Source organism: Kitasatospora sp. NPDC001175 (assembly GCF_053598215.1).
Genome location: NZ_JBSFJU010000002.1, coordinates 279,423 through 303,818, shown reverse-complemented (window position 1 = coordinate 303,818; position 24,396 = coordinate 279,423). Strand labels below are relative to the sequence as shown.

Here is a 24,396-nt window from a genome sequence, read left to right as displayed (position 1 = left end):
TCGATCAGCTTGGTCGGGTTGGAGTCCAGGTCGACCATGTTGCCGGCCTCCTTGGCCGCCATGGTGCCGGTGTTCATCGCGACACCGACGTCGGCTTGGGCCAGCGCGGGGGCGTCGTTGGTGCCGTCGCCGGTCATCGCGACCAGCTTGCCGCCCTCCTGCTCCTTCTTGATCAGGGCCATCTTGTCCTCGGGGGTGGCCTCGGCGAGGAAGTCGTCCACCCCGGCCTCGTCCGCGATCGCCCTGGCGGTCAGCGGGTTGTCCCCGGTGACCATCACGGTGCGGATGCCCATCCGGCGCAGCTGCAGGAAGCGCTCCCGGATGCCGTCCTTGACCACGTCCTTGAGCTGGATCACGCCCAACACCCGGGCACCGTGCCGGTCGTGGACGGCGACCAGCAGCGGGGTGCCGCCGCCGGAGGAGATGATCTCGACCGCCTGGTGCGCCTGCGGCGGGACCTGTCCCCCCAGCTCGTACACCCAGGCGGAGACGGCGGCGGACGCGCCCTTGCGCACCCGGACGGTCGGACTGCCGTCGGGCCAGCTCAGGTCGACCCCGCTCATCCGGGTCTGCGCGCTGAACGGGACGAACTCCATCCGCCCGAGCTCACCCTCGGCCCGTTCGCGCAGCCCGTGGCGCTTGGCGAGGACGACGATCGAGCGACCCTCGGGGGTCTCGTCGGCGAGCGAGGAGAGCTGGGCGGCCTCGGCGAGCTGGGCACCGTCCACGCCCGGGAGCGGGACGAAGCGGGTGGCCTGCCGGTTGCCGAAGGTGATGGTGCCGGTCTTGTCCAGCAGCAGGACGTCCACGTCGCCGGCCGCCTCCACCGCCCGGCCGGACATCGCCAGCACATTGCGCTGCACCAGCCGGTCCATGCCGGCGATGCCGATCGCGGAGAGCAGCGCGCCGATGGTGGTCGGGATCAGCGCCACCAGCAGGGCGACCAGGACGGTCAGGCTCTGCTCAGCGCCCGCGTAGATCGCCAGCGGCTGGAGGTTGACGATGCACAGGATGAAGACCACGGTCAGGGTCGCGAGCAGCAGGTTGAGCGCGATCTCGTTCGGGGTCTTCTTCCGTTCGGCGCCCTCGACCAGGGCGATCATCCGGTCGATGAAGGTCAGCCCGGGCTTGGAAGTGATCCGCACCACGATCCGGTCGGAGAGCACCCTGGTTCCGCCGGTCACCGCGCTGCGGTCACCGCCGGACTCGCGGATCACCGGCGCGGACTCACCGGTGATCGCGGACTCGTCCACGGCCGCGATGCCCTCGACCACGTCGCCGTCACCGGGGATGGTCTCCCCCGCCTCGACCACCACGAAGTCGTACTGCCGCAGCGCCTCGGCCGGTACCCGCTCCTCCGCGCAGTGCTCCAGGCCCACCCGCCACCTGAGCAGCCGCCGGGCGACCGTCCCGGTCCGCGCCTTGCGCAGCGACTCCGCCTGCGCCTTGCCGCGCCCCTCGGCGACCGCCTCGGCCAGGTTGGCGAACACCACCGTGAGCCAGAGCCAGACACTGATCAACCAGGTGAACACGCTCGGCGAGACCACGGCCGAGAGGGTGGTGAGCGCCGAGCCGACCTCGACCACGAACATCACCGGGTTGCGCAGCATCAGCCGGGGGTGCAGCTTGCGCAGCGCTTCCGGGAAGGAGGTGACCAGTTGCTTGGGATCGAAGAGCCCGCCTGCCGCCCGATGTCGCCTCCCGGCGGGCATCTGGGACGCACGGGGTGTGACGGTACGGACGTTGACGTCCCTCTCGGGAGCCTGCTGGAACATCGGGCGACCTTCTCGGACGGGCCCGCGGCGGGGAAGTGCGAGGCGGGCGGCGAATCGGTACGGGTACGGGCCAAGCCGCAGCCAACCGCGCGGGCCGGGGCGTCCTCCCTGGTTCTGACGCATTCCTGATGTCGCGTCAGAAAACCTTGACACCGCTTTGACGCCCTCGGCCCGCCCGTCGGGCGCGCTGCGTCAAGACCGCGTCAAGGCTGCCGGTCACGGCGTACGGTCCGCGTCAAACCGCGCTGCCGGGCGGGCCGTTCGAGGTCGAATGGAGGTGGAATGCCGGCACTGGTCCAGGATCCCGATGGGAGCGGATGGCAATGGTCGAGAGTGTCCGGGTGGTCGTTGGGGTCAACGGCTCGTTGAGCAGCCTGGCGGCGGTGCACCGGGCCGTGGAGGAGGCCGCCCGGCGCAGCGCGGTGCTGGTCCCGGTCACGGCCTGGAGCCATGCCGACGCCGAACGGCTGCGCCCGCTCTCGGAGTTGGAGCACTCCGCACACCGGATGATGGACACCGTCTTCGAGCAGGCCTTCGGCGGCTACCCGAGCGACCTGGTGATCCGCCCGGTGGTGGTGCGCGCCGATCCGGGCCCGGCCCTGGTCGCGGCCGCCGACCGGCCCACCGACCTGCTGGTGCTCGGCTCGAGCCGCGGTGGCCGCCTGCAACACGTGATCCACGGCTCGGTGACCCGCCACTGCCGCTCGCACGCCGGATGCGAGGTCCTGGTGGTCTCACCGTCCGAACTGCTGGAGAGCCTGGAGTTCACCGTGCGCAGCGGGGCGCCGATGCCCCGCCTGTCGGGCCGGGCGGCGGCCTGGGCCCGTCCGGCGGGCACGACCGCGAGCTGACCGGCCAACCCGGCGGACCAACCTGCGGTCGGATCGGCAGTCCTGCGGTCGGATCGGCAGTCGGCTCAGCGGTCGGACCGGCGGAGGCTGAACACGAAGGTCGCGCCGCCGCCCGGGGTTCCCTCGACGGAGAGTTCGCCGCGCATGGCCTCGACGAAGCCCTTGGCCACCGCGAGTCCGAACCCGGTACCGGTCTCCCGTGCTCCGCCCGGCCCGGTCCGGCGCCCGCGCAGGGGCTGGAAGATCCGCTCGCGCTCCTCGGGGGCGATGCCCGGCCCCCGGTCGATGACGCGCAGGTGCACCCGGTCCGCCACGGTCCCGGTGTCGACCCGGACCGCCGCGCCCGGTGGCGACCAGGCCCGCGCATTGACCAGGACGTTGGCGAGCGCGCGCTCCAGCAGTCCCGGATCGGCCTCGACCGGTGGCAGTCCGGTGGTGGGACCGAGCGCCAGCTCCGCCCACGTACCCGGCAGGCTGGCCACGGCCGCGTGCAGGACCTCGCCGAGCGACGTCGGGCGGAGTGCGACCGGGACCCGACCGGCCCGCAGCCGGCTGAGGTCCAACAGGTTGGCGACGGAGTGGTTCAGCCGCTCGGTCTCGGCGGCGATGGTCTCGGCCTCGGGCGCGGCATCGAGCCGGGCCGCGGCCTCCCGGATGGCGGCCAGCGGTCCGCGCAGGTCATGGGCGAGGGCTTCCAGCAAGGTGGTGTGCAGCGCGTCGGTACGGGCCAGCGACTGGGCGGCGGCCGCCTCCCGGGTGAGCCGCTCGTGCTCCTCGGCCAGCCGCAACTGGGTGACGAACGGGCCCAGCAGCCGGGTGTTCTCCTCGTCGATCGGCCCGCCGGCCAGCACCAGCACGGTGCCCTGGCCGAGTTCGGCAGCGAACGGGGCGTCCTGTGGGCGGGCGGGCAGCGGACCGCCGGAGGAGGCCACCGGGCGCCAGCCCGCACCGGTCGGCGCCAGGATGCCCGCCGCCTCCAGCCGGAACGCCCGGCGCAGTTCGGACAGCAGGCGGCGCAGCGTGCGGCCCTCGCCCCGGACCGTCTCCCCCGCCAGCCTGATCAGGGCCTGGGCCTCGGCCCGCGCCCGGGCCGCCTCCTGGGAGCGGCGGGTCAGCCCGTCGATCAGATGGCTGATGATCCCCGCGACGCACAGGAACACCCCGAGCGGGGCGAGGTCGGCGCCCTGGCCGACCACCAGGCTGTGCCAGGGCGTGGTGAAGAAGTAGTCCGCGGCGAGGACCGAGGTCAGGGTCGTCCCGGCGGCCGGTGCCAGTCCACCGAGCCCGGCCACCCCGGCGACCAGCAGCAGCAGGCAGAGCAGGATCTCGGACAGGCCCAGCGAGCCGCGCAGCGGTGACAGCGCGGCAGCCACCGCGAGTGCCCCGAGCGGCCCGAGCAGCCAGGCCGTCCACCACCGCCGGGCCGGGACGCGGGCGGGCCGGCGGGGGCGCGGGGCCCTCGGCAGCGCCGTCTGCTCGGGGGACGGCGGTGGCAGTACCCGGATGTCGATCGGTCCGGCCATCCGGATCACCCGGTTGATCACCGAGCCGGTCAGCAGCTCCCGCAACCGGGACCGGCCGGTCGGGCCGAGCAGGATCTGGGTGGCGCTCTCCGTCCGGGCGAAGTCCACCAGGGTCCTGGCGACGTCGGTCCCGCCGATCTCCACGTAGCTGCCGTGCAGTTCGCGCAGCAGGGCGCGCTGCGCGGCCAGGCCCGGCGGTTCGTGCTGGATGGCTCCGTCGTCCGTGCGGACGTGAACGCCGATCAGGTCGCCGTGGACCCGGGCGGCCGTCCTGGCACCGCGCCGGACCAGGTGCTCGCCCTGCCGGGTGCCGTTGAGCGCGACCAGGATCCGCTCCTTGGTCTCCCAGGGTGCCCGGATGCCGTGCCTGGCACGGTAGTCGGCGAGTTCCTCCTCCACCCGGTCGGCCAGCCAGAGCAGCGCGAGCTCGCGCAGCGCGCCCAGGTTCCCGGCGCGGAAGTAGTTGTCCAGGGCGACGTCGATCCGGTCGCTCGGGTAGAGCTCGCCCTGTGCCATCCGGGTGCGCAGCGCCTCCGGACTGAGGTCGACCAGTTCGATCCGGTCGGCGGCGCGCACCACGGCGTCGGGGATCTGCTCGCGCTGCACGATCCCGGTGATCTGCTCGACCACGTCGCTCAGGCTCTCCAGGTGCTGGATGTTGAGGGTGGTGGCCACGTCGACGCCCGCCCGCAGCAGCTCCCGGACGTCCTGCCAGCGCTTGGTGTTGCGGCTGCCGGGGGCATTGGTGTGGGCGAGCTCGTCCACCAGTGCCAGGGCCGGGTGGCGGGCGAGCACCGCGTCCAGGTCCATCTCGGTGAGCGCCATGCCCCGGTAGTGCACGGCGCGGCGCGGCACCACCGGGAGGTCGCCGAGCTGCTCCTCGGTGCCGCGCCGCCCGTACGTCTCGGCCAGCGCGACCACCACGTCCAGGCCGCCCGCACGCAGCCGCCGGCCCTCGGCCAGCATGGCGTAGGTCTTGCCGACTCCCGGCGCGGCGCCGAGGTAGACGCGCAGGGTTCCGCCACCAGCGGCCACGGGGGATCGTTCCTCGCTCGCGTGTACGTCCGGTCCCACGATAAGCCGGCCAGGCGCCAGGAGTGCTACGGGCGTCTGGCGTGGTGGGGGTTGCCGAGGTAGGGGAAGTCGTGCAGCAGGTCGGTGTGGGCGGGGATGTGGTCGGTGGTGATCCTGCCGCCGGTGACCATGGCGAGCCGGGCGGAGGTCACGTCGTCGGTGAGGGTCCGGCCGTTCGGGTAAGCCGCGGGCCTGCTGCGGTCGTAGCGCAGGATGTCCGGCAGGACGGTGCGCAGGGCCTGCTCGGCGGCGGCCCGCTCGTAGCCGCCGGTGTGCTGCAGCACGGCGGCGAACGGCGCCAGATGGGTCGCCAGGTCGTCGGCGGGCTCCCCGGCGTTGTAGGCGGCCCTGGCGTCGTCGTTCTCGGCGAAGTACGCGATCAGGGACGGGTGGGCGCCGCGGTCGACCGGGGTCAGCCGCCCGTTCTCGTGCAGGCTCACCCTGGCCCAGACGCCGAACGGCCCCTCGGTGCCCAGGTCCTCGTCGGCCAGCTCCAGCACGATGCCCAGGACGTTCTTGTCGCCGCTCCAGTCCACGCCGGTCCACTGGAAGCCCTTGACGATGCCGTCCAGGTCGACGAAGAACGGGTCGCTGCGCAGCCCGGCGAAGAACTTGAAGGTGTGGTCCACGACCACGGCGGGCTCGATGTCCAGACCGACCGGGACGCCGGTGAGCAGCTGCTTCCCGCCGACCTGGTGCGCGCGGGCCTGCTCGCCGGTGGCCCGGTGCACGGCGGCGGTCTGCGGGCCGTCCGCGGGGTCGGAGAAGACGAAGCTGTAGGCCACGTCGGCGCGGTGGTCGCCGTCGGTGTCGATGTTGAGACGGTAGACCGCGCCCGGGTGGAAGGCGGCTCCCTTGGCCGGGGCGTCCGGATGGACGTTCATGATCAGCACGGTGCGGCCGCCGTGCACCGCGAACGCGTACACGTCGGTGAGGTCGAGTCTCGGGTCGCCACGGGGAGAGCGGCCGCCGGGTCCGCTGAGGTGGTGGGACATGTCCTCAGCATCTGCCGGGCGGCAGGGCGGCGCATCACCTCGCGGGCCCCGGCGGACCTTCTCGGGGGCGGGGCACCAGCTCCTGCGGGGCGCGGTCTCCCGCGCCCCGCAGGGGACTTCCCCGCCGCCACCCCGCGGGGCCGGCACCCCGCCGGTTCAGTGGGCGGTGAGACGGCGGAGGACGAGTTCCGCGTGAACGTGAGCGGCTCCGGCCTGGCGCAGCCCGTGCACCACCGCGCGGAGCTCCCACCGGTCGACGCAGGCGAGGTGCAGTTCAAGGTCGGCCTCGCCGGCGAGGGCGAGCCCGGACTGGACGGCCGGGAAATGTTCCGCCAAACGGGTGAAATCCAGTGGGTTCGGACCGTAGCGGACCCGGACCACCGCCAGCAGCGGCCGCCCCAGGGCGGAGGGGTCCACCTCGGCGCGCACCCCGGTGAGGACCCCGTCGGCGGCCAGCCGCCGCAGCCGGGCGTTCACGGCGGCCTCGGTCACGCACAGCCGCTCGGCGAGCATGCCCGCCGGGGCGCGTCCGTCGGCGCGCAGCGCCCGCAGTAAGGCGACATCCAGCTCGTCCAGCCGCGCGGCGGGCACCGGCAGTGCGCTCACCGCTGGGGCTCCAGTGCGGTGAACGGGCGCTGCGGGGTGTCGGTGACGGCGGGGGCGACCAGTTTGGGATCCAGGACGATGTGCCGGACGCCCAGAGGGGCGATCATCTCCCGCAGTGCGGGGAGCGCCAGATCGATCAACTCCTGTTCGGGACCGAGCAGTTCGCGCGCATCCGCGGCCGAACCAAAGGCCAGGACACAGCGGCTGCCGTCCCGTCGGCGGAAGAACCGGAGCACGCTCGCGGTTCCGACGCTCCGGACCGGGACGTACCTGGCGGTATGTTCGTCAGGCTCTTCCGGGGCGGTTTCGGTGCTGGTCACAGCGGGCCTCCTGCTGCGAAGGAAAGCTCTGCGGAATGCTCTGCGGATCGTCCTCGACCCGGAGAAGGGCACCACCGACGCTAGGCCGGATCCACGGTATCGCAAGACCTCCTGACGGCGTGTTGACCATGAACACTGCTCTCCTGACGCCGTCTTGACGCGTCCCGGCCGCTCCCCGGCCCGGCCCCGGACCGGGCGGTCCGGAATATCCGCAGGACAGAGGGGTGGACCGGCGGCAACGGGCGCAGACTGGAGAGGGCTGCACCGCTTCCTTGGTCCGCGGAAATTAGCGGAAATCGACGAGCCCCCCGGTTCGGCGAGGGGAAGGTCACATCAGAACCGGGAATTCCACCGCCCGGAAAGTCGGCAGAGTTCACCGGAAGTTCACTGGAGCAGGGGGATGGGACGATGGGCGGCACGCTCTGGATCGGTCCGGCACTGTTCGCGGGGCTCGGCGGCCTGCTGGCCCTGCTCGCGGGGCGGGCCGGGCTGCGGGAGATCCGGCGGCTGCGGCGGGTGGGGCTGCCGGCCCGGGCGCTGGTCAGGTACCGGGCGCTGAGCGCCGAGGACCTGCTGGGCAGCCCACGCCCGCTGCTGCAGTTCACCACCGCGGACGGCGAGGTGGTGGAGGTGTTCTCCCCGGTACCGTCCAGCCGCTCCCGCTGCCTGACCGACGGCAGCCGGGTGTGGATCACCTACGACCCCGCCGATCCGGCCCAGGTACTGCTGGACGGGCGCGAGCGCCGCTGGCTGGAGTACGTCTTCCTCACCTCCGGCGCCGCCGTCACCCTCGCCGCGCTGAGCCTGCTGATGTACGGGACGTGACGCCTACCCGGCGAACTCGACACGACCGGGGAACCGGACCCGGCGTCGCCACCCGGCAACTAGCGCCACCCGGAAGTGGCGCTGCCGTAGGGAGCCTGACGCCGACACGGAACCCGACACCGCCGAACGGGACCTGAACGCCGGACCAGCAGGTCGACGGACTCGGCGGGCCCGGCGCACCGGCGTGCGGGAGCTCCGCGGGCGCCGGCTCAGGAGCGGCCCGCCCCCTCCGTCCGCAGCCGGCGGCGGCCGGACTCGCAGTACATCCGCAGCAGCGCCGCCAGCTCGCCGCCGGGCTCGACCCCGAGCTCACGCCGGGTGAGGCTGCGGTAGGCGTCGTAACTGCGCAGCGCCTCCACCAGGTTGCCCTCGGCTAGGTGCGCCTCGATCAGCGAGCGCTGGGCGCTCTCGCGCAGCGGCTCCACACCGACCGCCACCATCGCGGACTCCACCGCCTCCGCGAACCGCCCGGCCCGGACCAGATGGCGGCTCTGCGCCTCCAGCGCGTGCAGCAGCCGCTGCCTGATCCTCTCGCGCTCGATCAGCACCCAGTCGTCGTACCAGCCGGGCAGCAGATCGAGCGCGTCCGCCCGCCACTTGAGCGCGCAGAGGTCCCCGGCGGTGGCCGTACCGTCGATCAGCCGGCCCGCCCAGTCGCAGAGGACGTAGAGGTCGACCACGGTGTGTTCGCGCACCTTGAGCGCGTACTTGTCGGAGTCCAGGATGTCGATGCCGGCGGCTCTCAGCCGCCACAGCGCGGAGCGCAGATTGCCCGCGGCCCGCAGGTCGTCGCCGAGTGGCCACAACACTCCTGCGGCATGCCGCCGTTCGACCCGGCCGCCGTTCAGGGCCACGAAGGCCAGCAGCCGTTTGCTCCCCTCGGGAACCTCCAGCCGTCGCCCTGCCTGGACCACCCGCGGCCCGCCGAAGAGATGCAGAGTCGGCGCCTGCCCCTGTCCGGGGATCAGTACCGGCGACTCCGGGAACTGTGCGTGCATGGACGGCCCTCCTGCTCGAAGCCCGACCTGCAGATGGTATGCGCACTTCGTCACCCCAACGTCACCTTTCGACAACCGAGGGTAACCGGTTGACCTCCGGTACCGCTGCGCAGCTCAATTCACAGCGGACTCGGCCGCGACCGCGCCCTCCCCGCCGCAGTACCGGACCGCGCGCCGCACGAAGGCCACCCAACTCCCCTGCTGCTCCCCGCACGGGTCGGTCGGGACCAGGATGTCCACGCCCGGCCGGCACGCCGCCGCCAGCGGGATCCGGTCCCGGCGCTGCGCCTCCTGGACCGCCTGGGCTATCTCGGCCAGGCCGTACTGGCAGATCCGCAGGTCGACCCCGTCGCCCAGCAGGCGGTCCAGCACCGCGCGGAGGTCGCCGGTGGTGCTGTAGCTGCACGGCAGGTAGCCCGCGGGCGGGAGTTCGTGGATGCCCAGCGCCGACAGGGCGACCTGGTCCTGGCCGGCAGCCGGTGCGCCGTCGAGCAGACCGGCACCCGACTGCTCGACCATCCGGGCGATCTCCTCTCCCAGCTCGGTCTTGGTGTGCCGCCGCAGATAGGAATTGTCCAGCCGGGCCAGCCGCTCGGTCAGCGCGGCCAGACCCGAGACGGGCAGCGGACGCGCCAGCGCACGCTCCGCCAACAGGGCCTGGAACTGGAGGACTTAGGCGATGAAGACGTCCCAGGGGCGCATCCCGAGCCGGCCCTGCCAGTAGCGCTGCGGCGGCGGTGCGCCCCGCTCCCGCCGGGCCGCCCAGATGTCCACCTCCCAGGCCTTGTGGTCGTCGCCGACCGGGAGGACCACCGCCAGCCGCACCGCGGTCGGCCTGGTCGCGGCGGCCGGCGGCGGGGCCCAATTCCCCGGCAGGACGGACCATCCGGCGGGATCGTAGGGCCACGGGGACGCCTCGGCCCGCTCGGCGGCGAACAGCCGCGAGGCCAGCCAGCCCCGCCGGTCAGCGGGCGGCCGGCTGCCCAGGGCGCCCTCGGTGGCGGGGGGTCAGCCTGAGCCGCACCCCTTCGGCGAGGTACGGACGGCGGGTGGCGCCGCCCGAGCAGGGGTCGTCGCAGAACGTCCCCTGGACCGCGCTCTCGCCGTACTCCCAGGCGGCGGAGGTGACTTCGACCCACCAGTAGGTGTCGGTGTCGGGCCTGAGATCGGCCAGCGGCAGCGCGACCGCCCGGCCGGAGCGCAGCGGCCGGCCGTACCCGTCTATCGCCAGGCCGCCGCCGATCTGCAGCACCCCCTGGCTGTTGGTGACCTCGAAGCCCTCCACCACCCCGGGGCCGCCGGCCGCGCCGACCGCGGTGGCGAGCGCCAGGGCGTAGTCCTGCATCCGGACGAGGTGCTCGGCGCGCAGGAACAGGCCGTCGAAGGGGTTGAGCCGGTCGATGCCGCCGCCGGCCGTCGACGGGGTGCCGTCCGAACCCGACGAAGGCTGACCGGTGGTGTCGCCGGTGCCGGCCGCTGTGGTCATGAGTCTGCCCTCCCGGCGCGGTCGGTACGGGTCAACTGTGCGGTGAACACGGCGTCGTGGCCGTCGTCGGGACTCCCCGGCGGGCCGCCGCGCAGCCCGGCGAAGGGGACTCTCGGGTCCCGCCCGTAGCACGGCGCCGGCCCGGTGCCCCGGATCAGGACCCGCACCAGCTCGTAGGCGGGCGCCCGGTCGAGGTCCACCACCACCCGCAGCCCGCCGTCGGTCAGCCGGATCGACTGCACCTCGTCCCGCGACCAGCCCAGGCCGCGGTCGGAGAGCGAGTGGATCTCGATCGCGTGCTCCAGCGAGCCCTCGGCGAGCGGTGCGGTGACGCAGAAGCTCAGGCAGGTGTCACCGCGCGAGAAGTGCACCGAGCCCACCTCCAGGCGCGGCCCGCCGGCGTCCGGCCGCGAGGTCGCGCCGAGCAGCGCGGGCGCCAGGCCGCAGACCAGGTGCGGCGATGACCGGCCGGCCGCCGGGCCGCGGGACGAGCGGAGCGGTGGGCGGCGGAGCCATGGGTGGCCGGCTGGACCCCCGTCAGCCGGCCGCCGACCAGCACGTTCTTGCTGCGCCGGAACGCCACCGAGACGTTGATCCGGGCGCCGGCCGTACCGGGCCAGCGGGCCCGCCAGCGCAGCAGCGGGGTCTTGGCCCCGAGCGGAAGGGCGAGCGCGGCGAAGTTCCGGTCCTGGTCGATCACCTGACTCGGCCCGGTGCCGGTCATGGTGTAGCTGAACACCCGCGAGACGTACAGCCGCCGACCGCCGTTGGCGAAGAAGGCGCGCGCCGCGAGGGCGAGCCAGCAGGGATCGCCGTCGATGCTCAGACCGCCGAAGGCCCGCTCGTACTCGGTGAAGCTGGTGACCAGTGCGGGCCCGGGCACCACCGTCGTACCGGCCACGCTGTACGGGACCGGGCCGTACTCCGTCCGCCCGGCCATGCCGAAGGTACTGGTGGGCACTCCCTCGATGGAGCGTGAGCGGAAGCTGGTCTCCTCGACGTAGACACCGGGGGTCAGGTACTCGGGCACGGGCGGACCTCCTCGGTCGCGGGTCGCTGGGTCGGCACGTCAGCTGAACTGCAGGTCGGGCGCGCGGACCACCTGGCCGACGGTGAGCGACCGGACGGCGTCCCCGGTGGCGGTCAGATAGCCGGGCGGGACGGCGATGCCACGCAGCACGTCGTTGTCCAGGTCCTCGGGCCGGGGCGGGTTGTGCGAACGGTCGACGGCCTCCACCACCAAGTCCCCCAGAGGGTCCAGCGGGTCGAGCGCGTCCAGCCGGTCCAGCGCCTCGGGCGGTGGCGCGGCCGCCGGATCCGGGATGTGGGCGCGCAGCGCGACGTCGAAGTGCGAGGGCGCCGGCGGTGGCAGCGCGCCGGTGCCGTCCACCAGCAGCAGCAGCTGGCCGTACTGGTCGCCGTGTGCCCAGCCGACCCGCAGGCCGCCGGGGCCGAACGCCTCCACCCTGGGCCAGCGCACCGGTGCCCCCTCGAGGGTGACCCGCAGCCGGAGCCCGGTCGCCCCCCGGGCCACCGGGTAGGCCACCCCGGGCAGCAGCCACGGCCGCAGCAGCCGGGCCGCCACCGGTACGAACATGCCCGGCGGCTGCCGGTCGGCCTCGGCCAGCTCGGCCCGGCTCCACAGCGGGAGGGTGAACCGGCGCGGGACCCAGCGGGCAGCCGGGTCCGCGATCCGCAGGCTCACCGTCCGGCCGCGCACCCCGCCACCGCCGCAACTGCCGCTGCCGTAGCGCAGCACGAAGGCCGTACCACCGCCGTGCGCCTCCAGCGGCAGCACCCGCAGCAGCGAGCGGCCGAACCGGTCGACCGGGCCCTCGGCCTCCCGGTCGGCGCGGACGCCGGGCGCGACCGGCCCGTTCGTCCTGGCGTCGACCGGGGACACCGCGAGCGCGAGCCGGTGCAGCACGTCGAGGGCTCCACCGCCGGGTGCCCCGCCGTAGACCGGTTCTCCACCCATGGCTCCGCCGCCCACCGCTCCGCTCGTCCCGCGGCCCGGCGGCCGGCCGGTCATCGCCGCACCTCCGACACCCCGGCCGCCACCGTGGCGACCTGTCCGGAGGCTCCCTGAGCCGGCCCCTCGATGCGGATCACCCGCGCGAGGTACGGCAGGCAGAGCCGGTACTCGGTGGTGAACGCCTGGAACGCCTCGCTCAGCGAGTCCATCGCGAGTTCGTCCGCGACCAGCTGGATCATGTCCCCGGCCTCCCAGTCCCCGGTCGGGTCAAGTAGCGGCCCGGTGAGGATGCTGTCGCTCTCCAGCACCTGCGCCGCCAGGCCCGACCACTCCAACTCGGCCTCCACGTACTGGTCCCAGGCCGCGACCATCAGATGCATCCGCAGCGGCAACCGGGGTACGCCGTCCCGCGCAGCCACCGCCGACCAACCGGGTCTGGTCTCCTTGTCGATACTCAGCCGGTAGCAGTAGACCGACACCGCCGGGTGCCGGATCACCGCCCCGGGGGTGTCCACCTTCTCGAAGTCCAGCGGCCCGGCCAGCACCGCCTCCGGCCGGCGGCCGACCGGGATCCGCTCGGCGAAGTGCCGGTCGAGCAGCGCGACGACGCTGCGCCCGACGGCGGCGAGTGCCCGGTATCCAGCCATGGCCCGATGCTGCGCCGTCAAGCGTCACCACCGCGTTGCCGACCGCCGGGCCGTCCGGCGACGCGCCGGTGACAGTCCGGCGCGCACACTCGGCCGGTGTTTACTTCTCGATCGCAACTCCTCGGCCCCGCACGGCCGTCCTCGAGTCCCTGGCCCGGCAGCGGAGGGCGGTGTGGCACGGCTTCACCACCGTCGCCGACTATGTCGACCGCCTCTGCCGCGAGCTGGTCTGCATCCTCAAGGGCTGGCAGGCCATCGCCGTCCTCGAGGGGGCCAAGGCCGGGCTGGAGTGCCAGGACGCGGCCAGGACGGCCGCCTGCGAGGCCAAGCGGAAGCACGTGATCGACGAGGTGCTGACCGAGTACGAGAAGCTCTGCCCTTCCTCGTGCCACCCGACTGCCGACTCGGCTGCCACCAGTACCTATTGACGACAACGCACATGAGCGCGGGCCACGGCCGATACCCTGGACGGCGTGACCACCGCATCCCGCGCGTTGCTGCCCCGGGCTTGCGCTGCCGCCGGGCTGTCCGCCGCCCACGCCGCCGGTGCCGTACCGATCCGGCTCGGCGAGAACGAGATCTGGCGCCTCGCGCACGGAGTCGTCGCCAGGATCTCCAGACCCGGCCAATGGTCCGCCGCGGCACGGGAGGTCGCCGTCGCCCACTGGCTGCGCTGCTGCGGCCTCCCCGCCGTACGGCCGCTCGACGACTGCCCCGGCCCGGTCGAGGTGGACCTGCGCCCGGTCACCTTCTGGCACGAACTGCCACCCCACCGGAGTGCTCGCGCGGCCGAGTTGGCACCGCTGCTCCGCCGCCTGCACGGCCTGCCCGCGCCTCCCGCGGGCCTCCGACTCGGTCGACTCGACCCCTTCGTCCGCCTCGCCGAGCGCATCGAGGGCGCCACCACCCTGGCCGAATCCCAACGGAGTTGGCTACGGCGGCGACTCGCCGACCTGACCGCCGCCTGGGCCGCCGAGCTGCCGGCGGGCCGGCCGGCGACGGTGATCCACGGGGACGCCTGGGGCGGCAACGTCGCCGTCACCTCCGACGCCGCCTACCTGCTCGACTTCGAACGCACCGCCCTGGGCCCGCCCGAGTGGGACCTGGTCTCGACCGCGGTGGACCACCGCACCTTCGGCCTCCACTCCGACCGCGAGTACACCGCCTTCTGTGCGACCTACGGCAGTGACGTCACGACGTGGCCCGGATACCCGCTGCTCCGTTCCATCCGCGAACTCCGCGCCGTCTGCTACGCCCTCCAGTGCGCCGCCGACGCCCCGCACCGCCACCGGGAGCAGGCGCACCACCGGCTCGCCTGCCTCCAGGGCCGGCACGGCCCCCGCCCCTGGCGCTGGACCCCGCTAGGCTGATCGAAGGGCTGTACGAGAGTCGCACAACAGCCGTACTTCAGACCGGGGTTGGGGATCCTTTTCGGCCTCCGGCCGGTGAAGTCGCGATCGGCCCCCGAAGCGCCGACGACAGGTGGTATCACGGAGGCGACTGGGAGAGGAGTCCGCATGACCCGCTACGCCATCGACCCGGCGCGCCATGAACTCATCGCCACCTGGGAGACCGGCGAGGGCGAACTCGCCACCCGCGTCGCCACCGTGCCCGACGCGTCCGAGCCCGCGCGGCTGAGCCGGCTGACGGCGGCGCTCGCCCGGCTCTCCACCGCCGCCTGGCAGACCTACACCCACCCGGCCGCGGCCCTCGACCCGCTCGAGCCCACCGGCGAGGACTGGCGGCGCGAACAGGAGCGCGGGGCCTTCGGCGAGGCGCTGCGCGCGATCACCCGCCCGAACCTCCCGGACGAGGAGGGGATCATCCTGGAGTACAGCCCGCTGCTGGAGTCCGCACACGAGGTCGGCCGGGCCCTGCACGTCCTGGCCGACCGGGAGTTGACCGCGGCCGTACGCACCGAGGTCGGGGTCGAGCTCGCCGCCGTGGAGAGCGCCGAGCTCGGCGGTCTCACCGGGCGGGCCGGGCAGGCCGTACTGCTCAGCCTGGAAGACGCGTCACCGGTCCAGGTGGCCGCCGCCGACCAGCTCTTCAGCCAGGACCCGTTCGGCCAGGAGGCGCTGTTCACCGCGGTGGACCCGACCTCCGCGGCCGTCGCGGCGGCGCACTGGCTGCACGCCGCCGCCGAGGTCGCCGCCGAGCGGTCCGGGCACCCGACCGCCGCCGTGATCCGCTTCGCCGACGACATCGAGGCCCTCCCACACGAAAGTCCCACCCACGTCCTGCAGTTGCTGGAGACCGGGGTGACCCCGTACGACGCGGTCACCGCCCTGGTCGGCGAAGCCCTCCAGGTCGCCGACGGCGTCCTGCCCGACCTGGTCGCCTTCCGCGCGCAGATCGCACCGGTCGAGGAGCTGATCGCCAAGTACGGTGCCGACGACCCCAAACTCCGCGCCGAGCTCTCCCGGGTCCGCCTCACCCCGCTCGACCCCCGCCGCCCGGCCCGCGACCTCCTGGAGGACCTGGTCTCCGCCGTCCACGGCTGCTGGCTGCTGTACGCCGAGCACGTCGAGAATGCCCCGGACGACGAGGAGGGGCCGACGGGAGAGGAGGCCCTGAGCCGGGCGGAGTTCGCCCACCTGGTCCGGGCCAGGGCGGCCCGCCACCGCGACCGGCTGATCTGAGCCCACCGTCGCCTGCCGCTACCGGTGCCCGCAAGCGCAGCCCGCGCTCGACCGGGGTTGCCGTGGCTGGTCGGCGTGCTGCGGCCGTTCAGTTCAGGTCGAGGCGGCGGTCCGCGAGGCAGCGCCGCCACAGTTCGAAGGTCAGATCGGCCTCCACCAGCGAGTCGTGGACGAACCCGGTGTCGATGAACTCCGGCCCGACCAGCCGCCGTACCGTCCCCACCAGGTGGTCGGCCGCCTGCCGGATCCGCTCGGCATGGGCGACCCTGAGGCGCGGCTCGAACTCGGCCAGCAGCCCCGACACGCCCTTCGGCCCGTCCGAGCGGGCCGGCTGCTCGTCGTACACCGACGGGACGGGCGGCAGCTGCTCCTCCGGGAGGTGTGGGACGGGCGCGCCCGGCCGCGCCGCGGGCTCGTCCTGGCCGAGGATCCGGCCGACCACCCGGCGGCTCTCCTCCGAGCGCTGGACCTCGTCGGCGAGCTCCTTCAGCGCGTCCAACAGGGGTGGGACGTCCTGTTCGCTCTCCGCGGCGACCAGCCTTCCCAGCTCCCCAGCGAGTTCCCGGCCCCGGGCGGTGGCCCGGTCGAGCACGGCGTCGCAGGCGTCCAGCTCTCCGAAGGCCCGCTCGACGGCCCGTAGCGACTGCCGCAGCCTCTCGTGCGCATCCCCCTCGAACCGGTCGGCGCCTCGGGCGAGATCGGACTCCGGCAGTGGCGCCCCGAACAGGTCCCCACCCGGTGTACTCATGACCGTCCCCATGGAAGCCATCGTCGGCCCACCCCTTTCCATGATCGTCGCTCTCCCGGCCGAAGCGATCATGAAACACCTCCCACCGGAGCGCCACCCCCAAACCTGGAGGCCGGAATCAGCAATGCCGTCGGTTCCATCGATTCCGTCGGGCGCCCGCACGTGGCAGGGTGATCCGGGGCCGCGCCCTGACCAGGGAAGCCACCGGCCGGCCGCGTCGGCGACCCGCTGATCCACCCGTCCCGCCGGGCGTCCGTGTCAACTCGCCGGGTTCACGAAAGAGTACAGACGGCGCATCGCGTTGACGAGGACCTGACCATGCGGGTTGAGCGAGCGGCCGTCGGCAACGGTCAGCGGGCGGCGGGTGACCAGCCGACCGAGGATGCCGCCGGGGTTCAGCAGGGTCCCGGCACGGGGCAGGTTGACCAGCACGCACTCCTGGGTGCGTGCCGGCCCGCACTCCAGCAGCCCGGCCCCCGGCCGCCGGAAGACCAGCCGGTCGCCCTCCAGGGCGTACACGCCGCCGGTCGGCGCCTCCAGCAGCACCGCCGCCGAGTCGATGTGACGGATCGTCAACTGCACTGCGTCGACCGGATCGAGGTCCGGCTTCCCGATGGTGTCATGGCCGTGCCGCTCGGCGAAGTGTCGGACCATGGTGGGCAGCAGACCGGCACCGAACTCCAGCTCACCGAGCAGCCAGGTGGAGCCCAGCACCCGGCAGTTGATCTCCAGGGTGGCCACCGAGCCGTCCGCGCGCAGCGCGAAGTCGCCGCCGTAGATGCCCCGGTAGCCGAGCTCGGCCAGGCCGCGGCCGATCCGCTCCATCGCGTCGCGCCCGGTCGCCAGCGCATCGGCCGGCAGCAGGGCGGGTGCCTGGAAGTCGGTGCCGACGTACCCGCCGAAGCCCGAGCCCAGCCCCTCCACGCCGGTGAGCTGGAGCGCGGGCCGAAGCACCTCGGGGAACCCCTCCCGGGGCACGAAGCCGCTGAAGCTGAAGGTGGTGTCGCCCGCGTACTCGCTCACCAACCAGCGGCTGCGCTGCGGCAGTTCACGGGCCTCCTGTTCGCCGGTGACCAGGTAGGTGCCGTTGCCGCCCGAACTGCCCTTCGGCTTCTGGGCGACGAAGACCGGCCCGAACTTCCCGCTCAGCAGCTGGTAGTCGATGCTGTCGACCACCACACTGGCCGGCGCCGGAACGCCCAGGTGCTCGAACCAGTCGCGCATCAGCACCTTGTCCGTCAGCAGGTCCCCGCCACCGGGCGCGGGCGGCACCAGCAGGCTCGCGCCGGTCCGCTCGATCGCCTGGCGCCAGTGCTCGCGGTACGTGCCATAGGCGGCCAGCCCGAACTCCCGTCCGCGCCAACGGTTTCCGATCAGGGCCGGCAGGAGGTCCATCAGCTCCTCCAGATGTCGTCCACTGAGCGTGTCCTCCCGGCGTGCGATCTGCTCCTCCAGCGAGTGCACCCGGGCCCCGAACCGCTCGGCCCAGCCCACGTCCGCCCCCTCCACGGTCAACAGCTCGGAGAGGCAGCCCGTGCGCAGCAAGGGCAGCAGGTAGAGCGGGCGCGCGGCGAACCCCAGGTACCCGGCGGGGCGCAGCAGGCGCTCGACGTCATCAAGAGAAGCGATCACGCGATGGATTATGCATCCCGTCACCCCTCCGCGATTCTGATCAACTTGTCGCAGTGCAGGGAATACTGATGATGCATTAGACTGCGCCGCCACTCGGCCCATCGACGGTGTCGGCACCCGGATGCCCGACGGTCCGGATCGCCGTGGCCGGGGCGGTGCACCCGGCGCGGCGGAGTCGGGAGCGGGCGGGCGCCGGCGGCCGGGCACGTACCCGGCGTTCGGGCGGGCGGCCCGTTATTCGGGTGCGCCGGCGCGAGCGGCAACGGCAGGATGACGGCGACTCGGCGACCGCTCCGGTAGTCGACCACCTCCGCACCCGACCAGTCGAAGACGAGGACCCCCGACATGACCTCCCACACCGCGCAGGGCCCCACCGACCAGCAGGACTCCGGGTCCCCGGCGCATCCGACCGCCCCGGCGAGCCCTGCCGCCCCGCAGACGGGGGCCGTACTCCGCTCCTTCGTCCGGGACGGCCGCCTGAACCGGCTTCCCGTCAAGCGCGGCAAGCGACTGGTCGTCCTGGAACACGTCGCCGCACAGTCGTTCACGCCCGGTGTCGAGTACGCCGAGCCCGAGGTCAACGAGATCCTGCGGCGCTGGTGCGAGGGCGGCGACGCCGACCATGCCGGCCTGCGCCGCGACCTGGTGGAGGAGCGCATCCTCGACCGCGAGAACAGCGTCTACCGCCTCCGCGACGACCGCCCCACCGCCCCGCTGCGGTAGTCGTCCGGGCGACCGAGCGCTAAGGGACTGCGGCGAGCAGGGATTCCGCGACCAGGGTGCGGGCGTAGATCACCGAGCGGCCGGCCCGGTGAGCGCTGACCAGGCCCGCGTCGCGCAGCGCGGTCAGGTTCTGGGAGACCCCGGCCGGGGAGAGCCCGCTGCGCCGGGCCAGTTCGGTGGTGGACGCGGGGTTCCCCAGTTCGGTCAGCAGCAGGGTCCGCGAGCGGCCGAGCACCGCGGCGAGGGCGGCGGTCCCGGTGGCGGTCCGCTCCTCCCACAGCGAGCCGATGCCGCGTGCGGGATAGGCGAGTTGCGGCGGGTCCGGCGGTGTCACCCTGGTGAACGGGACCGGTCCGGTGAAGACCGAGGGGATCAGCAGCAGCCCCTGCCCCGCCGTCTGCCGGGAGAGGGCCTTGGACCGGCGGAGCAGCCGCAGTGTGTCGTCGTCCCAACGCATCGAGGCGTGCAGGTCGTTGAGGAGGTGAGCCGCCCCGCGCTCGGCGATCTGCCGGGCCCGGTGGGAGACGTCGGCGTCCAGCACCGCCTGGATCCGCGCCCAGTACGGGGCGAGCGCCACCTCCCAGTAGGTCCGGATCTCTTCGGCGACCTTGGCCAGGCGGGTCTGCGGCTTGGCGTACAGGGCGCGCGAGCGGGGACCGAGACCGCCCTGCTCGCGGCGGAGACGGTCGAGGTCGTGGCGCACCCGCTCGGTGTCTGCGGCCAGGATGCCGTCCAGCTCGGCCGCCAGGGTCGGGGCCGGGCCGGGAGGTGTCGGGTTGAGGAAGTCCGGGACGTAGCCCGACGGCGGGACCAGCTCGGCCAGCCATCCCCGGTCCAACCCGGCGGCCGTCACCCGCGGCCGCACCTGCCCGGTCCAGACCCGGTGCACGGGATGCACGACTCCGGAGCTCAGCAGCCGGAAGCTGGGACCGACCTCCCACATCGGCGATACGGCGAAGCGCATCTGCGCCAGATCCCGCACCGAGAACACCAGCTCCGCCACCGCGCCTCCGGCGAGGATTCAGCCATGTCCGAATCATTGGCGGCCAGTCTACGGTCCGCTGATCATTCCGGCATGACCTCACAGACGATCACCGCTGCGGCGGCAGGCACCTGGAAGCTCGGCGACCTGACGGTCAACCGGATCGGCTTCGGCGCGATGCGCCTGCCGCAGCACGGCAGAGCGCTCGTCCCGGACGCCGTCCCGCGCGAGGGCGACCAGGCGATCGGCGTACTGCGCCGAGCGGTCGAACTCGGTGTGAACCACATCGACACCGCTGCTTTCTACTTCTCGCCGCTGCGCTCCGCCAACGGGTTGATCAACCGGGCGCTGGCGCCCTACCCGGACGACCTCGTCATCACCACCAAGGTCGGTCCCGGCCGCGACCCGTCGGGCGCGTGGCTGCCCCATGCCACGCCGGAGCAACTGCGTGGCCAGGTCGAGGAGAACCTGCGCCAGCTCGGCCGCGACCACCTCGACGTGGTGAACCTGCGCATCGTCGGGACGGATTCGATCGCCGAGCGCTTCGGCGCACTGGCCGAGTTGCGCGATGCCGGGCTCATCCGCCACCTGGGCCTGTCCAACGTCCACCCCCACCACCTCGCCGAGGCCCGGGCCATCGCACCGGTGGTCTGCGTGCAGAACCGGTACGGCCTCGGCGCAGGGCCCGAGCAGGACGAGTTCCTGCGCGGCTGCGGCGAGCAGGGCGTCGCGTTCGTGCCGTTCTACGCGATCGCCGGCGCCGGTAGTACGGCCGGCGCGAGCGGCACCGACAGCGCGGAGGTGCTCTCCGTCGCCCGTGCGCACGGAGCGAGCGCGGCGCAGGTGCGGATCGCGTGGACACTGCACCGCGGCCCGCACGTACTGGCCATCCCCGGTACCGGCGACCCGGATCACCTGGCCGCCAACGTGGCCGCCGGCGCACTGCGCCTCGGTGCGGACGAACTGGCGCTGCTGGACTCGCTCCACCGGGGCGGAGCGAGCGCTGACGGTCGGTAGGTCCGGCGCCCGGCGGGCGGTAGCCCCGCTCCTCGGTGCGACGGGTGGCCGCCTCAGCCGAAGCGGCCCTCGACGTAGTCGAAGGTGCATGGGGCGGCCGGGTCGGTGAAGAGCCCCGGCCGTTCCGAGCTGCCGCCCGGTGGCCGCGCCGAGTGCCCAGTCGACCGTGCGGTCCGGCACCTGGAGCGCCGGCAGCCGGGGTCGGCGCCCGCCGGTCATGGCGGCAGTCCGGGCCCGGCGGAATGATTGGACCCTGCGGGAAGACCGGACCCTGCGGGAAGACCGGGCCCGGCGGGAAGGCCCCTGTTCCCGGGGAGGTCCGGCTTGGTCAGCAGCGCGACGAACCGGCGGAAGGCGTTCTGGCAGGTCGCGTACCGCTCGTACGCCCGGCTGGAGCGTGCCACCGGATCGTCCCGGGCGCCTGGGACCGCCCAGATCCAGCCCAGACCCTCCCGGACGTGAGTGATCCTGGCCACCAGCTCCGGCCCGGCGGCGGCCAGTTCGGCGAAGGCGCGCTCGGCTGTGGGGGCGGAGTCGTACACGGGTGAGGAGACCGCGACCACCCGCCCGTTCGGAGCCTTCAGCTGCCACCGGAAGCGGCCGCTCGGCACCCGTTCGGTCCGCAGCCCCTCCCGGCCGGCGCCGGCCGTTCCACGCTCTCCGGAACGTCCGGAACCCACCACTGCCCCCGCGGGACTCGTGCTGAATGATCGTCACCGGGTCCAACGCTACGTGTGCACACCGGCGGGCGGGAAGCCGGAGCATCCGTCAAAGCCAGCCATTGGCACAGAAGTTCTCCCTCGTTAATCTCCACTGGACCAGACCTCCCGAGGCGCCGCGAAGCAAGGCGGTCAGCTACCGGCCGACGGCTCCGGGGCATCCTCGGCCGGCAGGTCGGCGGCCGTCCAGGACAGCCGGCCGGAGTGGAAGTCCTCGATCACCGCGCGCAGCCAGCGGACCTCCGCCTCGGTCACGGCGCGCAGGTACTCGATCTCCAACAGGCTGACCCGCCCCAGCCCGTCCGCGGGCTCGTCAGCGAGCGAGACCTCCAGTCCGGCCAGCTTCTCGGTGGTGGCGCGCAGTCGCCGCTCCAGGACGGCCGGGATCTCGTCCGGGTCGAGCATCAGCAGGTTGGAGAGAGCCGCGGGGAACTGCGGGTACTCCGGCCTGGGTACCGCCAGCATGTCGATCAGCCACTCGCGGGCGGTCTCGCGACCGGCGTCGGTGATCTCGTAGACGGTGCGCTCCGGGTACGCCTGCTCCCGCCCGGTCTCCCGGACGGCGACCAGACCGGCCTCCTGCAGGCGGTCGATGGTCCGGTAGAGGCTGGCTCGCTGGCCGACGTTGACCACCACGTCCTTGCCCCACTCCTTGATCAGCCGCTGCATCCCGTAGGGGTGCAGCGGCTTGTAGTGCAGCAGCGACAGGACGGTCAGGGCGAGTGGGGAACTCCGGTGACTGCTCATGCATCGATCCTATCCACACCGAAACTAGTTCTTTGGTATCTAGTTGACCAGTTACTAGTTTCAGTGCAACTATCGAGCCATCGGAACGCCCTCGGGCGAAGGCAGGAGGAATCATGGCCAGCAAGACCCGTACCGCCCTGGTCATCGGCGGCGGCATCGCCGGCCCGGTCTGCGCGATGGCCCTGCGGCAGGCTGGGATCGAGGCCACCGTCCACGAGGCCCACCACCGCACGGCCGACGGCGTCGGCGGCGGTCTGGGCATCGCGCCCAACGGCCTGGACGCCCTGGACGTCGTCGGCGTCGGCCACCTGGTGCGGCCCATCGGCATCCCGACGACCGGGATCGTGCTGCAGGACTGGGCCGGCAAGAGGCTCGGCGAGTTCGGCAACCCGCCCGGGGTGCCGCCGACGCAGTTCGTCTGGCGCACCGACCTCTACCGGACCCTGTACGACGAGGCGACCCGCCGCGGCGTCCGCATCGAGCACGGCAAGCGGCTGGTCGGCGTGCGGGAGGCCCCGGAAGCGGTGACCGCGCAGTTCGCCGACGGGACCACGGCCGGTGCCGACATCCTGATCGGCGCCGACGGCATCCGCTCCACCGTCCGCACCCTGATCGACCCTGCCGCACCCGGCCCCCGGTACGCCGGCCTGATCAGCTTCGGCGCACGGGTGCACCATCCCGGCGTGCCCGCCACCCGGGGCAAGATGAACATGAGCTTCGGCAAGCAGGCCTTCATCGGCTACCAGGTCTTCGACGACTCCTCGGCCGTCTGGTTCGTCAACCTGCCCCACCCCGAGCCGATGACCACGGCTGAAGCCCAACGGACCTCGGCCGAGCAGTGGTTGGCGCTACTGCAACGGAAGTTCACCCAGGACCGCACGCCGGCCGGGCGGCTGATCGCGGCGACCGACCCGGCCGACCTGGTGATCGCCGGGCCGATGGAGAACATGCCCAAGGTCCCCGCGTGGAGCCGGGGCCGCATGGTCCTGGTCGGTGACTCGGCCCACGCCCCCTCCTCCAGCTCCGGCCAGGGCGCCTCACTCTCCGTCGAGAGCGCCGTCCAGCTCGCCCGCTGCCTGCGCGACCTGCCGCACGACCAAGCCTTCGCCGCCTACGAGCAGTTGCGACGACCCCGCGTCGAGCGGATCATCGACGAGACGACCCGCAAGAACAGCAACAAGGCCGCCGGGCCCGTCGGCCGCGTGGTCAACAACGTGCTGATGCGCGTGGTCACCAGGCTGGTCAGGCCCGAGAAGGCGGCCTGGATGTTCGACCACCGCATCGACTGGGACGCCCCGGTCTCCCCCGCCGACCACCGGGATCCGGCCCGGGCAGCCTGACCTGGTTGGCCGTCAACTCGAAGTCGCGGTCCCAGCCGGACACCATGGTGTTCCACGGAACGGCGAACTTCCGTGGCCGCCCGGTGGGTTGACGTGCCCCGGAGCGCGGTGATCTCAGCCCTGGGACGCCGGGTCGGCGGCCCGGGGGTGGTCACCGGTGGAACCGTCGATGAGCTCGCGGACGATGTCCATGTGGCCCGCATGGCGGACGGTGTCCTCGATCATGTGGATCAGCACCCAGCGCAGCGACACCCGCTCACCGGACCAGGAGGAGCCGAGGGTGTCGAGGTCCAGGCGGTCGATGACCCGGTCGGCGGCCGCCCGGGCGCGGCCGTAGAAGGCCACGATGTCGGCGGTGCTCTCGTCCGGGCCCGCCCGCATGTCGTCCTCGGGGGCGAACCACAGCGGCTCCGCCTCGACGCCGAAGGTCGTGCAGAACCAGCCGTACTCGACCGCCGCCAGATGCTTGACCAGGCCCAGCAGGCTCGTCCCCGTCGGTGTCATGGGCCGCCGGGCCCGCTCCTCGTCGAGGCCGGCCAGCTTCCACAGCACCACGTCCCGGTGCCGGTCGAGGCTGGCGCGAAGGCTCTCCTTCTCCCCGCCCGTGAGCGGTACCCGTGCACTCATGCCGCACACCGTAGCAGCGGCCGCCGACAGCTCCCGGTCCGGCCAACTCGGGCCGAACGGCGACGACATGGCGCCACCTTGGAGGAGGACCGGACGGGAAGCCGGAGGTGAGGGCCGAGAACGCCCGGGCGGGGCGCGGTGGTC

The 24,396-nt window shown here is 73.2% G+C and carries 27 protein-coding genes; 8 read left to right on the top strand and 19 right to left on the bottom strand.

Annotated features, from left to right (window positions below; translation table 11 throughout):
• Positions 1-1,712 (bottom strand): potassium-transporting ATPase subunit KdpB (gene kdpB / locus ACWDAK_RS03325; RefSeq protein ID WP_449806442.1); only part of this gene is annotated, 1,712 nt, incomplete at its 3' end.
• A 386-nt stretch (positions 1,713-2,098) separates the two neighbouring features.
• On the opposite strand from kdpB, the gene ACWDAK_RS03320 reads away from it, so the two are divergent.
• A complete protein-coding gene (locus tag ACWDAK_RS03320) occupies positions 2,099-2,626 on the top strand; it encodes a universal stress protein (protein WP_427394400.1) in 528 nt (175 codons plus the stop codon).
• A 65-nt stretch (positions 2,627-2,691) separates the two neighbouring features.
• Here the strand turns inward: ACWDAK_RS03320 and ACWDAK_RS03315 are convergent, their stop codons facing one another.
• From ACWDAK_RS03315 to ACWDAK_RS03300, 4 genes are all read right to left on the bottom strand, one after another.
• Positions 2,692-5,184, bottom strand: coding sequence for an ATP-binding protein (locus tag ACWDAK_RS03315; RefSeq protein WP_427394401.1), 2,493 nt, complete (start codon positions 5,182-5,184; stop codon positions 2,692-2,694).
• A 65-nt stretch (positions 5,185-5,249) separates the two neighbouring features.
• Entirely contained in the window at positions 5,250-6,218 is a 969-nt protein-coding gene (locus ACWDAK_RS03310; RefSeq protein ID WP_427394402.1) for a DUF4331 family protein, read from the bottom strand.
• Positions 6,219-6,374: 156 nt separating this feature from the next.
• Positions 6,375-6,824 carry an Lrp/AsnC family transcriptional regulator gene (locus ACWDAK_RS03305; protein WP_344636399.1) on the bottom strand — a complete coding sequence of 150 codons (450 nt, stop codon included), beginning with the start codon at positions 6,822-6,824 and terminating at the stop codon, positions 6,375-6,377.
• On the bottom strand, positions 6,821-7,144 hold the full coding sequence (locus ACWDAK_RS03300) for an SAV_915 family protein (RefSeq protein WP_344636400.1): 324 nt from the start codon (positions 7,142-7,144) through the stop codon (positions 6,821-6,823). The genes ACWDAK_RS03305 and ACWDAK_RS03300 overlap by 4 nt, the downstream gene beginning before the upstream one ends.
• 408 nt (positions 7,145-7,552) lie before the next feature.
• Here ACWDAK_RS03300 and ACWDAK_RS03295 point away from each other — a divergent pair, with 408 nt between their 5' ends.
• Positions 7,553-7,969 (top strand): DUF3592 domain-containing protein, encoded by a 417-nt coding sequence (locus ACWDAK_RS03295; protein WP_344636401.1) that lies wholly within the window; start codon positions 7,553-7,555, stop codon positions 7,967-7,969.
• A gap of 209 nt (positions 7,970-8,178) precedes the next feature.
• On the opposite strand, the gene ACWDAK_RS03290 is transcribed toward ACWDAK_RS03295, so the two are convergent.
• From ACWDAK_RS03290 to ACWDAK_RS03255, 8 genes are all read right to left on the bottom strand, one after another.
• On the bottom strand, positions 8,179-8,967 hold the full coding sequence (locus ACWDAK_RS03290; RefSeq protein WP_344636402.1) for an AfsR/SARP family transcriptional regulator: 789 nt from the start codon (positions 8,965-8,967) through the stop codon (positions 8,179-8,181).
• A 114-nt stretch (positions 8,968-9,081) separates the two neighbouring features.
• The gene (locus ACWDAK_RS03285; protein WP_427394403.1) at positions 9,082-9,618 is read right to left on the bottom strand and encodes a hypothetical protein; all 537 of its coding nucleotides are present in this window, start codon (positions 9,616-9,618) and stop codon (positions 9,082-9,084) included.
• Between the two features lie 21 nt (positions 9,619-9,639).
• Positions 9,640-9,792 carry a hypothetical protein gene (locus tag ACWDAK_RS03280; RefSeq protein WP_427394404.1) on the bottom strand — a complete coding sequence of 51 codons (153 nt, stop codon included), beginning with the start codon at positions 9,790-9,792 and terminating at the stop codon, positions 9,640-9,642.
• Positions 9,793-9,931: 139 nt separating this feature from the next.
• Complete coding sequence (locus tag ACWDAK_RS03275) at positions 9,932-10,453, bottom strand: hypothetical protein (protein ID WP_427394405.1); 522 nt, start codon at positions 10,451-10,453, stop codon at positions 9,932-9,934.
• Positions 10,450-10,824, bottom strand: coding sequence for a hypothetical protein (locus ACWDAK_RS03270; RefSeq protein ID WP_344636405.1), 375 nt, complete (start codon positions 10,822-10,824; stop codon positions 10,450-10,452). Before ACWDAK_RS03270 ends, ACWDAK_RS03275 begins: the two co-directional genes overlap by 4 nt.
• Positions 10,794-11,483: a hypothetical protein gene (locus tag ACWDAK_RS03265; RefSeq protein ID WP_427394406.1), complete on the bottom strand. Its 690-nt coding sequence runs from the start codon at positions 11,481-11,483 to the stop codon at positions 10,794-10,796. The genes ACWDAK_RS03270 and ACWDAK_RS03265 overlap by 31 nt, the downstream gene beginning before the upstream one ends.
• Positions 11,484-11,522: 39 nt before the next feature.
• Positions 11,523-12,431, bottom strand: coding sequence for a hypothetical protein (locus tag ACWDAK_RS03260; protein ID WP_344636407.1), 909 nt, complete (start codon positions 12,429-12,431; stop codon positions 11,523-11,525).
• Positions 12,432-12,481: 50 nt separating this feature from the next.
• Positions 12,482-13,075, bottom strand: coding sequence for a DUF4255 domain-containing protein (locus tag ACWDAK_RS03255; protein WP_427394407.1), 594 nt, complete (start codon positions 13,073-13,075; stop codon positions 12,482-12,484).
• A 170-nt stretch (positions 13,076-13,245) separates the two neighbouring features.
• On the opposite strand from ACWDAK_RS03255, the gene ACWDAK_RS03250 reads away from it, so the two are divergent.
• From ACWDAK_RS03250 to ACWDAK_RS03240, 3 genes are all read left to right on the top strand, one after another.
• On the top strand, positions 13,246-13,503 hold the full coding sequence (locus tag ACWDAK_RS03250) for a hypothetical protein (RefSeq protein WP_344636409.1): 258 nt from the start codon (positions 13,246-13,248) through the stop codon (positions 13,501-13,503).
• A gap of 45 nt (positions 13,504-13,548) precedes the next feature.
• A complete protein-coding gene (locus tag ACWDAK_RS03245; RefSeq protein ID WP_344636410.1) occupies positions 13,549-14,445 on the top strand; it encodes a phosphotransferase family protein in 897 nt (298 codons plus the stop codon).
• Between the two features lie 147 nt (positions 14,446-14,592).
• Positions 14,593-15,717 (top strand): hypothetical protein, encoded by a 1,125-nt coding sequence (locus ACWDAK_RS03240; RefSeq protein WP_344636411.1) that lies wholly within the window; start codon positions 14,593-14,595, stop codon positions 15,715-15,717.
• 88 nt (positions 15,718-15,805) lie between these two features.
• On the opposite strand, the gene ACWDAK_RS03235 is transcribed toward ACWDAK_RS03240, so the two are convergent.
• Together ACWDAK_RS03235 and ACWDAK_RS03230 are read right to left on the bottom strand one after the other, a co-directional pair.
• The gene (locus ACWDAK_RS03235; RefSeq protein ID WP_427394408.1) at positions 15,806-16,465 is read right to left on the bottom strand and encodes a hypothetical protein; all 660 of its coding nucleotides are present in this window, start codon (positions 16,463-16,465) and stop codon (positions 15,806-15,808) included.
• A gap of 258 nt (positions 16,466-16,723) precedes the next feature.
• Positions 16,724-18,097, bottom strand: coding sequence for a hypothetical protein (locus ACWDAK_RS03230; RefSeq protein ID WP_344636413.1), 1,374 nt, complete (start codon positions 18,095-18,097; stop codon positions 16,724-16,726).
• Positions 18,098-18,442: 345 nt separating this feature from the next.
• On the opposite strand from ACWDAK_RS03230, the gene ACWDAK_RS03225 reads away from it, so the two are divergent.
• On the top strand, positions 18,443-18,820 hold the full coding sequence (locus tag ACWDAK_RS03225; protein WP_344636414.1) for a DUF2087 domain-containing protein: 378 nt from the start codon (positions 18,443-18,445) through the stop codon (positions 18,818-18,820).
• Positions 18,821-18,839: 19 nt separating this feature from the next.
• On the opposite strand, the gene ACWDAK_RS03220 is transcribed toward ACWDAK_RS03225, so the two are convergent.
• Positions 18,840-19,784 (bottom strand): ArsR/SmtB family transcription factor, encoded by a 945-nt coding sequence (locus ACWDAK_RS03220; protein ID WP_344636555.1) that lies wholly within the window; start codon positions 19,782-19,784, stop codon positions 18,840-18,842.
• 111 nt (positions 19,785-19,895) lie between these two features.
• Here ACWDAK_RS03220 and ACWDAK_RS03215 point away from each other — a divergent pair, with 111 nt between their 5' ends.
• Positions 19,896-20,819, top strand: a complete 924-nt coding sequence (locus tag ACWDAK_RS03215) for an aldo/keto reductase (RefSeq protein WP_344636415.1) — start codon at positions 19,896-19,898, stop codon at positions 20,817-20,819.
• Between the two features lie 215 nt (positions 20,820-21,034).
• On the opposite strand, the gene ACWDAK_RS03210 is transcribed toward ACWDAK_RS03215, so the two are convergent.
• Entirely contained in the window at positions 21,035-21,430 is a 396-nt protein-coding gene (locus ACWDAK_RS03210) for a DUF1508 domain-containing protein (RefSeq protein WP_427394409.1), read from the bottom strand.
• Between the two features lie 240 nt (positions 21,431-21,670).
• The gene (locus ACWDAK_RS03205) at positions 21,671-22,285 is read right to left on the bottom strand and encodes a helix-turn-helix transcriptional regulator (protein WP_427394410.1); all 615 of its coding nucleotides are present in this window, start codon (positions 22,283-22,285) and stop codon (positions 21,671-21,673) included.
• A gap of 113 nt (positions 22,286-22,398) precedes the next feature.
• Here ACWDAK_RS03205 and ACWDAK_RS03200 point away from each other — a divergent pair, with 113 nt between their 5' ends.
• Complete coding sequence (locus tag ACWDAK_RS03200) at positions 22,399-23,625, top strand: FAD-dependent oxidoreductase (protein ID WP_427394411.1); 1,227 nt, start codon at positions 22,399-22,401, stop codon at positions 23,623-23,625.
• A 114-nt stretch (positions 23,626-23,739) separates the two neighbouring features.
• Here the strand turns inward: ACWDAK_RS03200 and ACWDAK_RS03195 are convergent, their stop codons facing one another.
• Positions 23,740-24,252 carry a DinB family protein gene (locus ACWDAK_RS03195; protein WP_344636419.1) on the bottom strand — a complete coding sequence of 171 codons (513 nt, stop codon included), beginning with the start codon at positions 24,250-24,252 and terminating at the stop codon, positions 23,740-23,742.
• Between the last annotated feature and the right edge of the window lie 144 nt (positions 24,253-24,396).

Excerpts from the sequence above, each read along its gene's own strand:
- ACWDAK_RS03205 (WP_427394410.1), bottom strand. The coding sequence starts at position 22,285 with ATGAGCAGTCACCGGAGTTCCCCACTCGCCCTGACCGTCCTGTCGCTG.
- ACWDAK_RS03225 (WP_344636414.1), top strand. The coding sequence starts at position 18,443 with ATGACCTCCCACACCGCGCAGGGCCCCACCGACCAGCAGGACTCCGGG.
- ACWDAK_RS03240 (WP_344636411.1), top strand. The coding sequence starts at position 14,593 with ATGACCCGCTACGCCATCGACCCGGCGCGCCATGAACTCATCGCCACC.
- ACWDAK_RS03290 (WP_344636402.1), bottom strand. The coding sequence starts at position 8,967 with ATGCACGCACAGTTCCCGGAGTCGCCGGTACTGATCCCCGGACAGGGG.
- ACWDAK_RS03275 (WP_427394405.1), bottom strand. The coding sequence starts at position 10,453 with ATGACCACAGCGGCCGGCACCGGCGACACCACCGGTCAGCCTTCGTCG.
- ACWDAK_RS03220 (WP_344636555.1), bottom strand. The coding sequence starts at position 19,784 with ATGCGCTTCGCCGTATCGCCGATGTGGGAGGTCGGTCCCAGCTTCCGG.
- ACWDAK_RS03295 (WP_344636401.1), top strand. The coding sequence starts at position 7,553 with ATGGGCGGCACGCTCTGGATCGGTCCGGCACTGTTCGCGGGGCTCGGC.
- ACWDAK_RS03310 (WP_427394402.1), bottom strand. The coding sequence starts at position 6,218 with ATGTCCCACCACCTCAGCGGACCCGGCGGCCGCTCTCCCCGTGGCGAC.
- ACWDAK_RS03260 (WP_344636407.1), bottom strand. The coding sequence starts at position 12,431 with ATGGGTGGAGAACCGGTCTACGGCGGGGCACCCGGCGGTGGAGCCCTC.
- ACWDAK_RS03195 (WP_344636419.1), bottom strand. The coding sequence starts at position 24,252 with ATGAGTGCACGGGTACCGCTCACGGGCGGGGAGAAGGAGAGCCTTCGC.
- ACWDAK_RS03200 (WP_427394411.1), top strand. The coding sequence starts at position 22,399 with ATGGCCAGCAAGACCCGTACCGCCCTGGTCATCGGCGGCGGCATCGCC.
- ACWDAK_RS03255 (WP_427394407.1), bottom strand. The coding sequence starts at position 13,075 with ATGGCTGGATACCGGGCACTCGCCGCCGTCGGGCGCAGCGTCGTCGCG.
- ACWDAK_RS03215 (WP_344636415.1), top strand. The coding sequence starts at position 19,896 with ATGACCTCACAGACGATCACCGCTGCGGCGGCAGGCACCTGGAAGCTC.
- ACWDAK_RS03235 (WP_427394408.1), bottom strand. The coding sequence starts at position 16,465 with ATGAGTACACCGGGTGGGGACCTGTTCGGGGCGCCACTGCCGGAGTCC.
- ACWDAK_RS03320 (WP_427394400.1), top strand. The coding sequence starts at position 2,099 with ATGGTCGAGAGTGTCCGGGTGGTCGTTGGGGTCAACGGCTCGTTGAGC.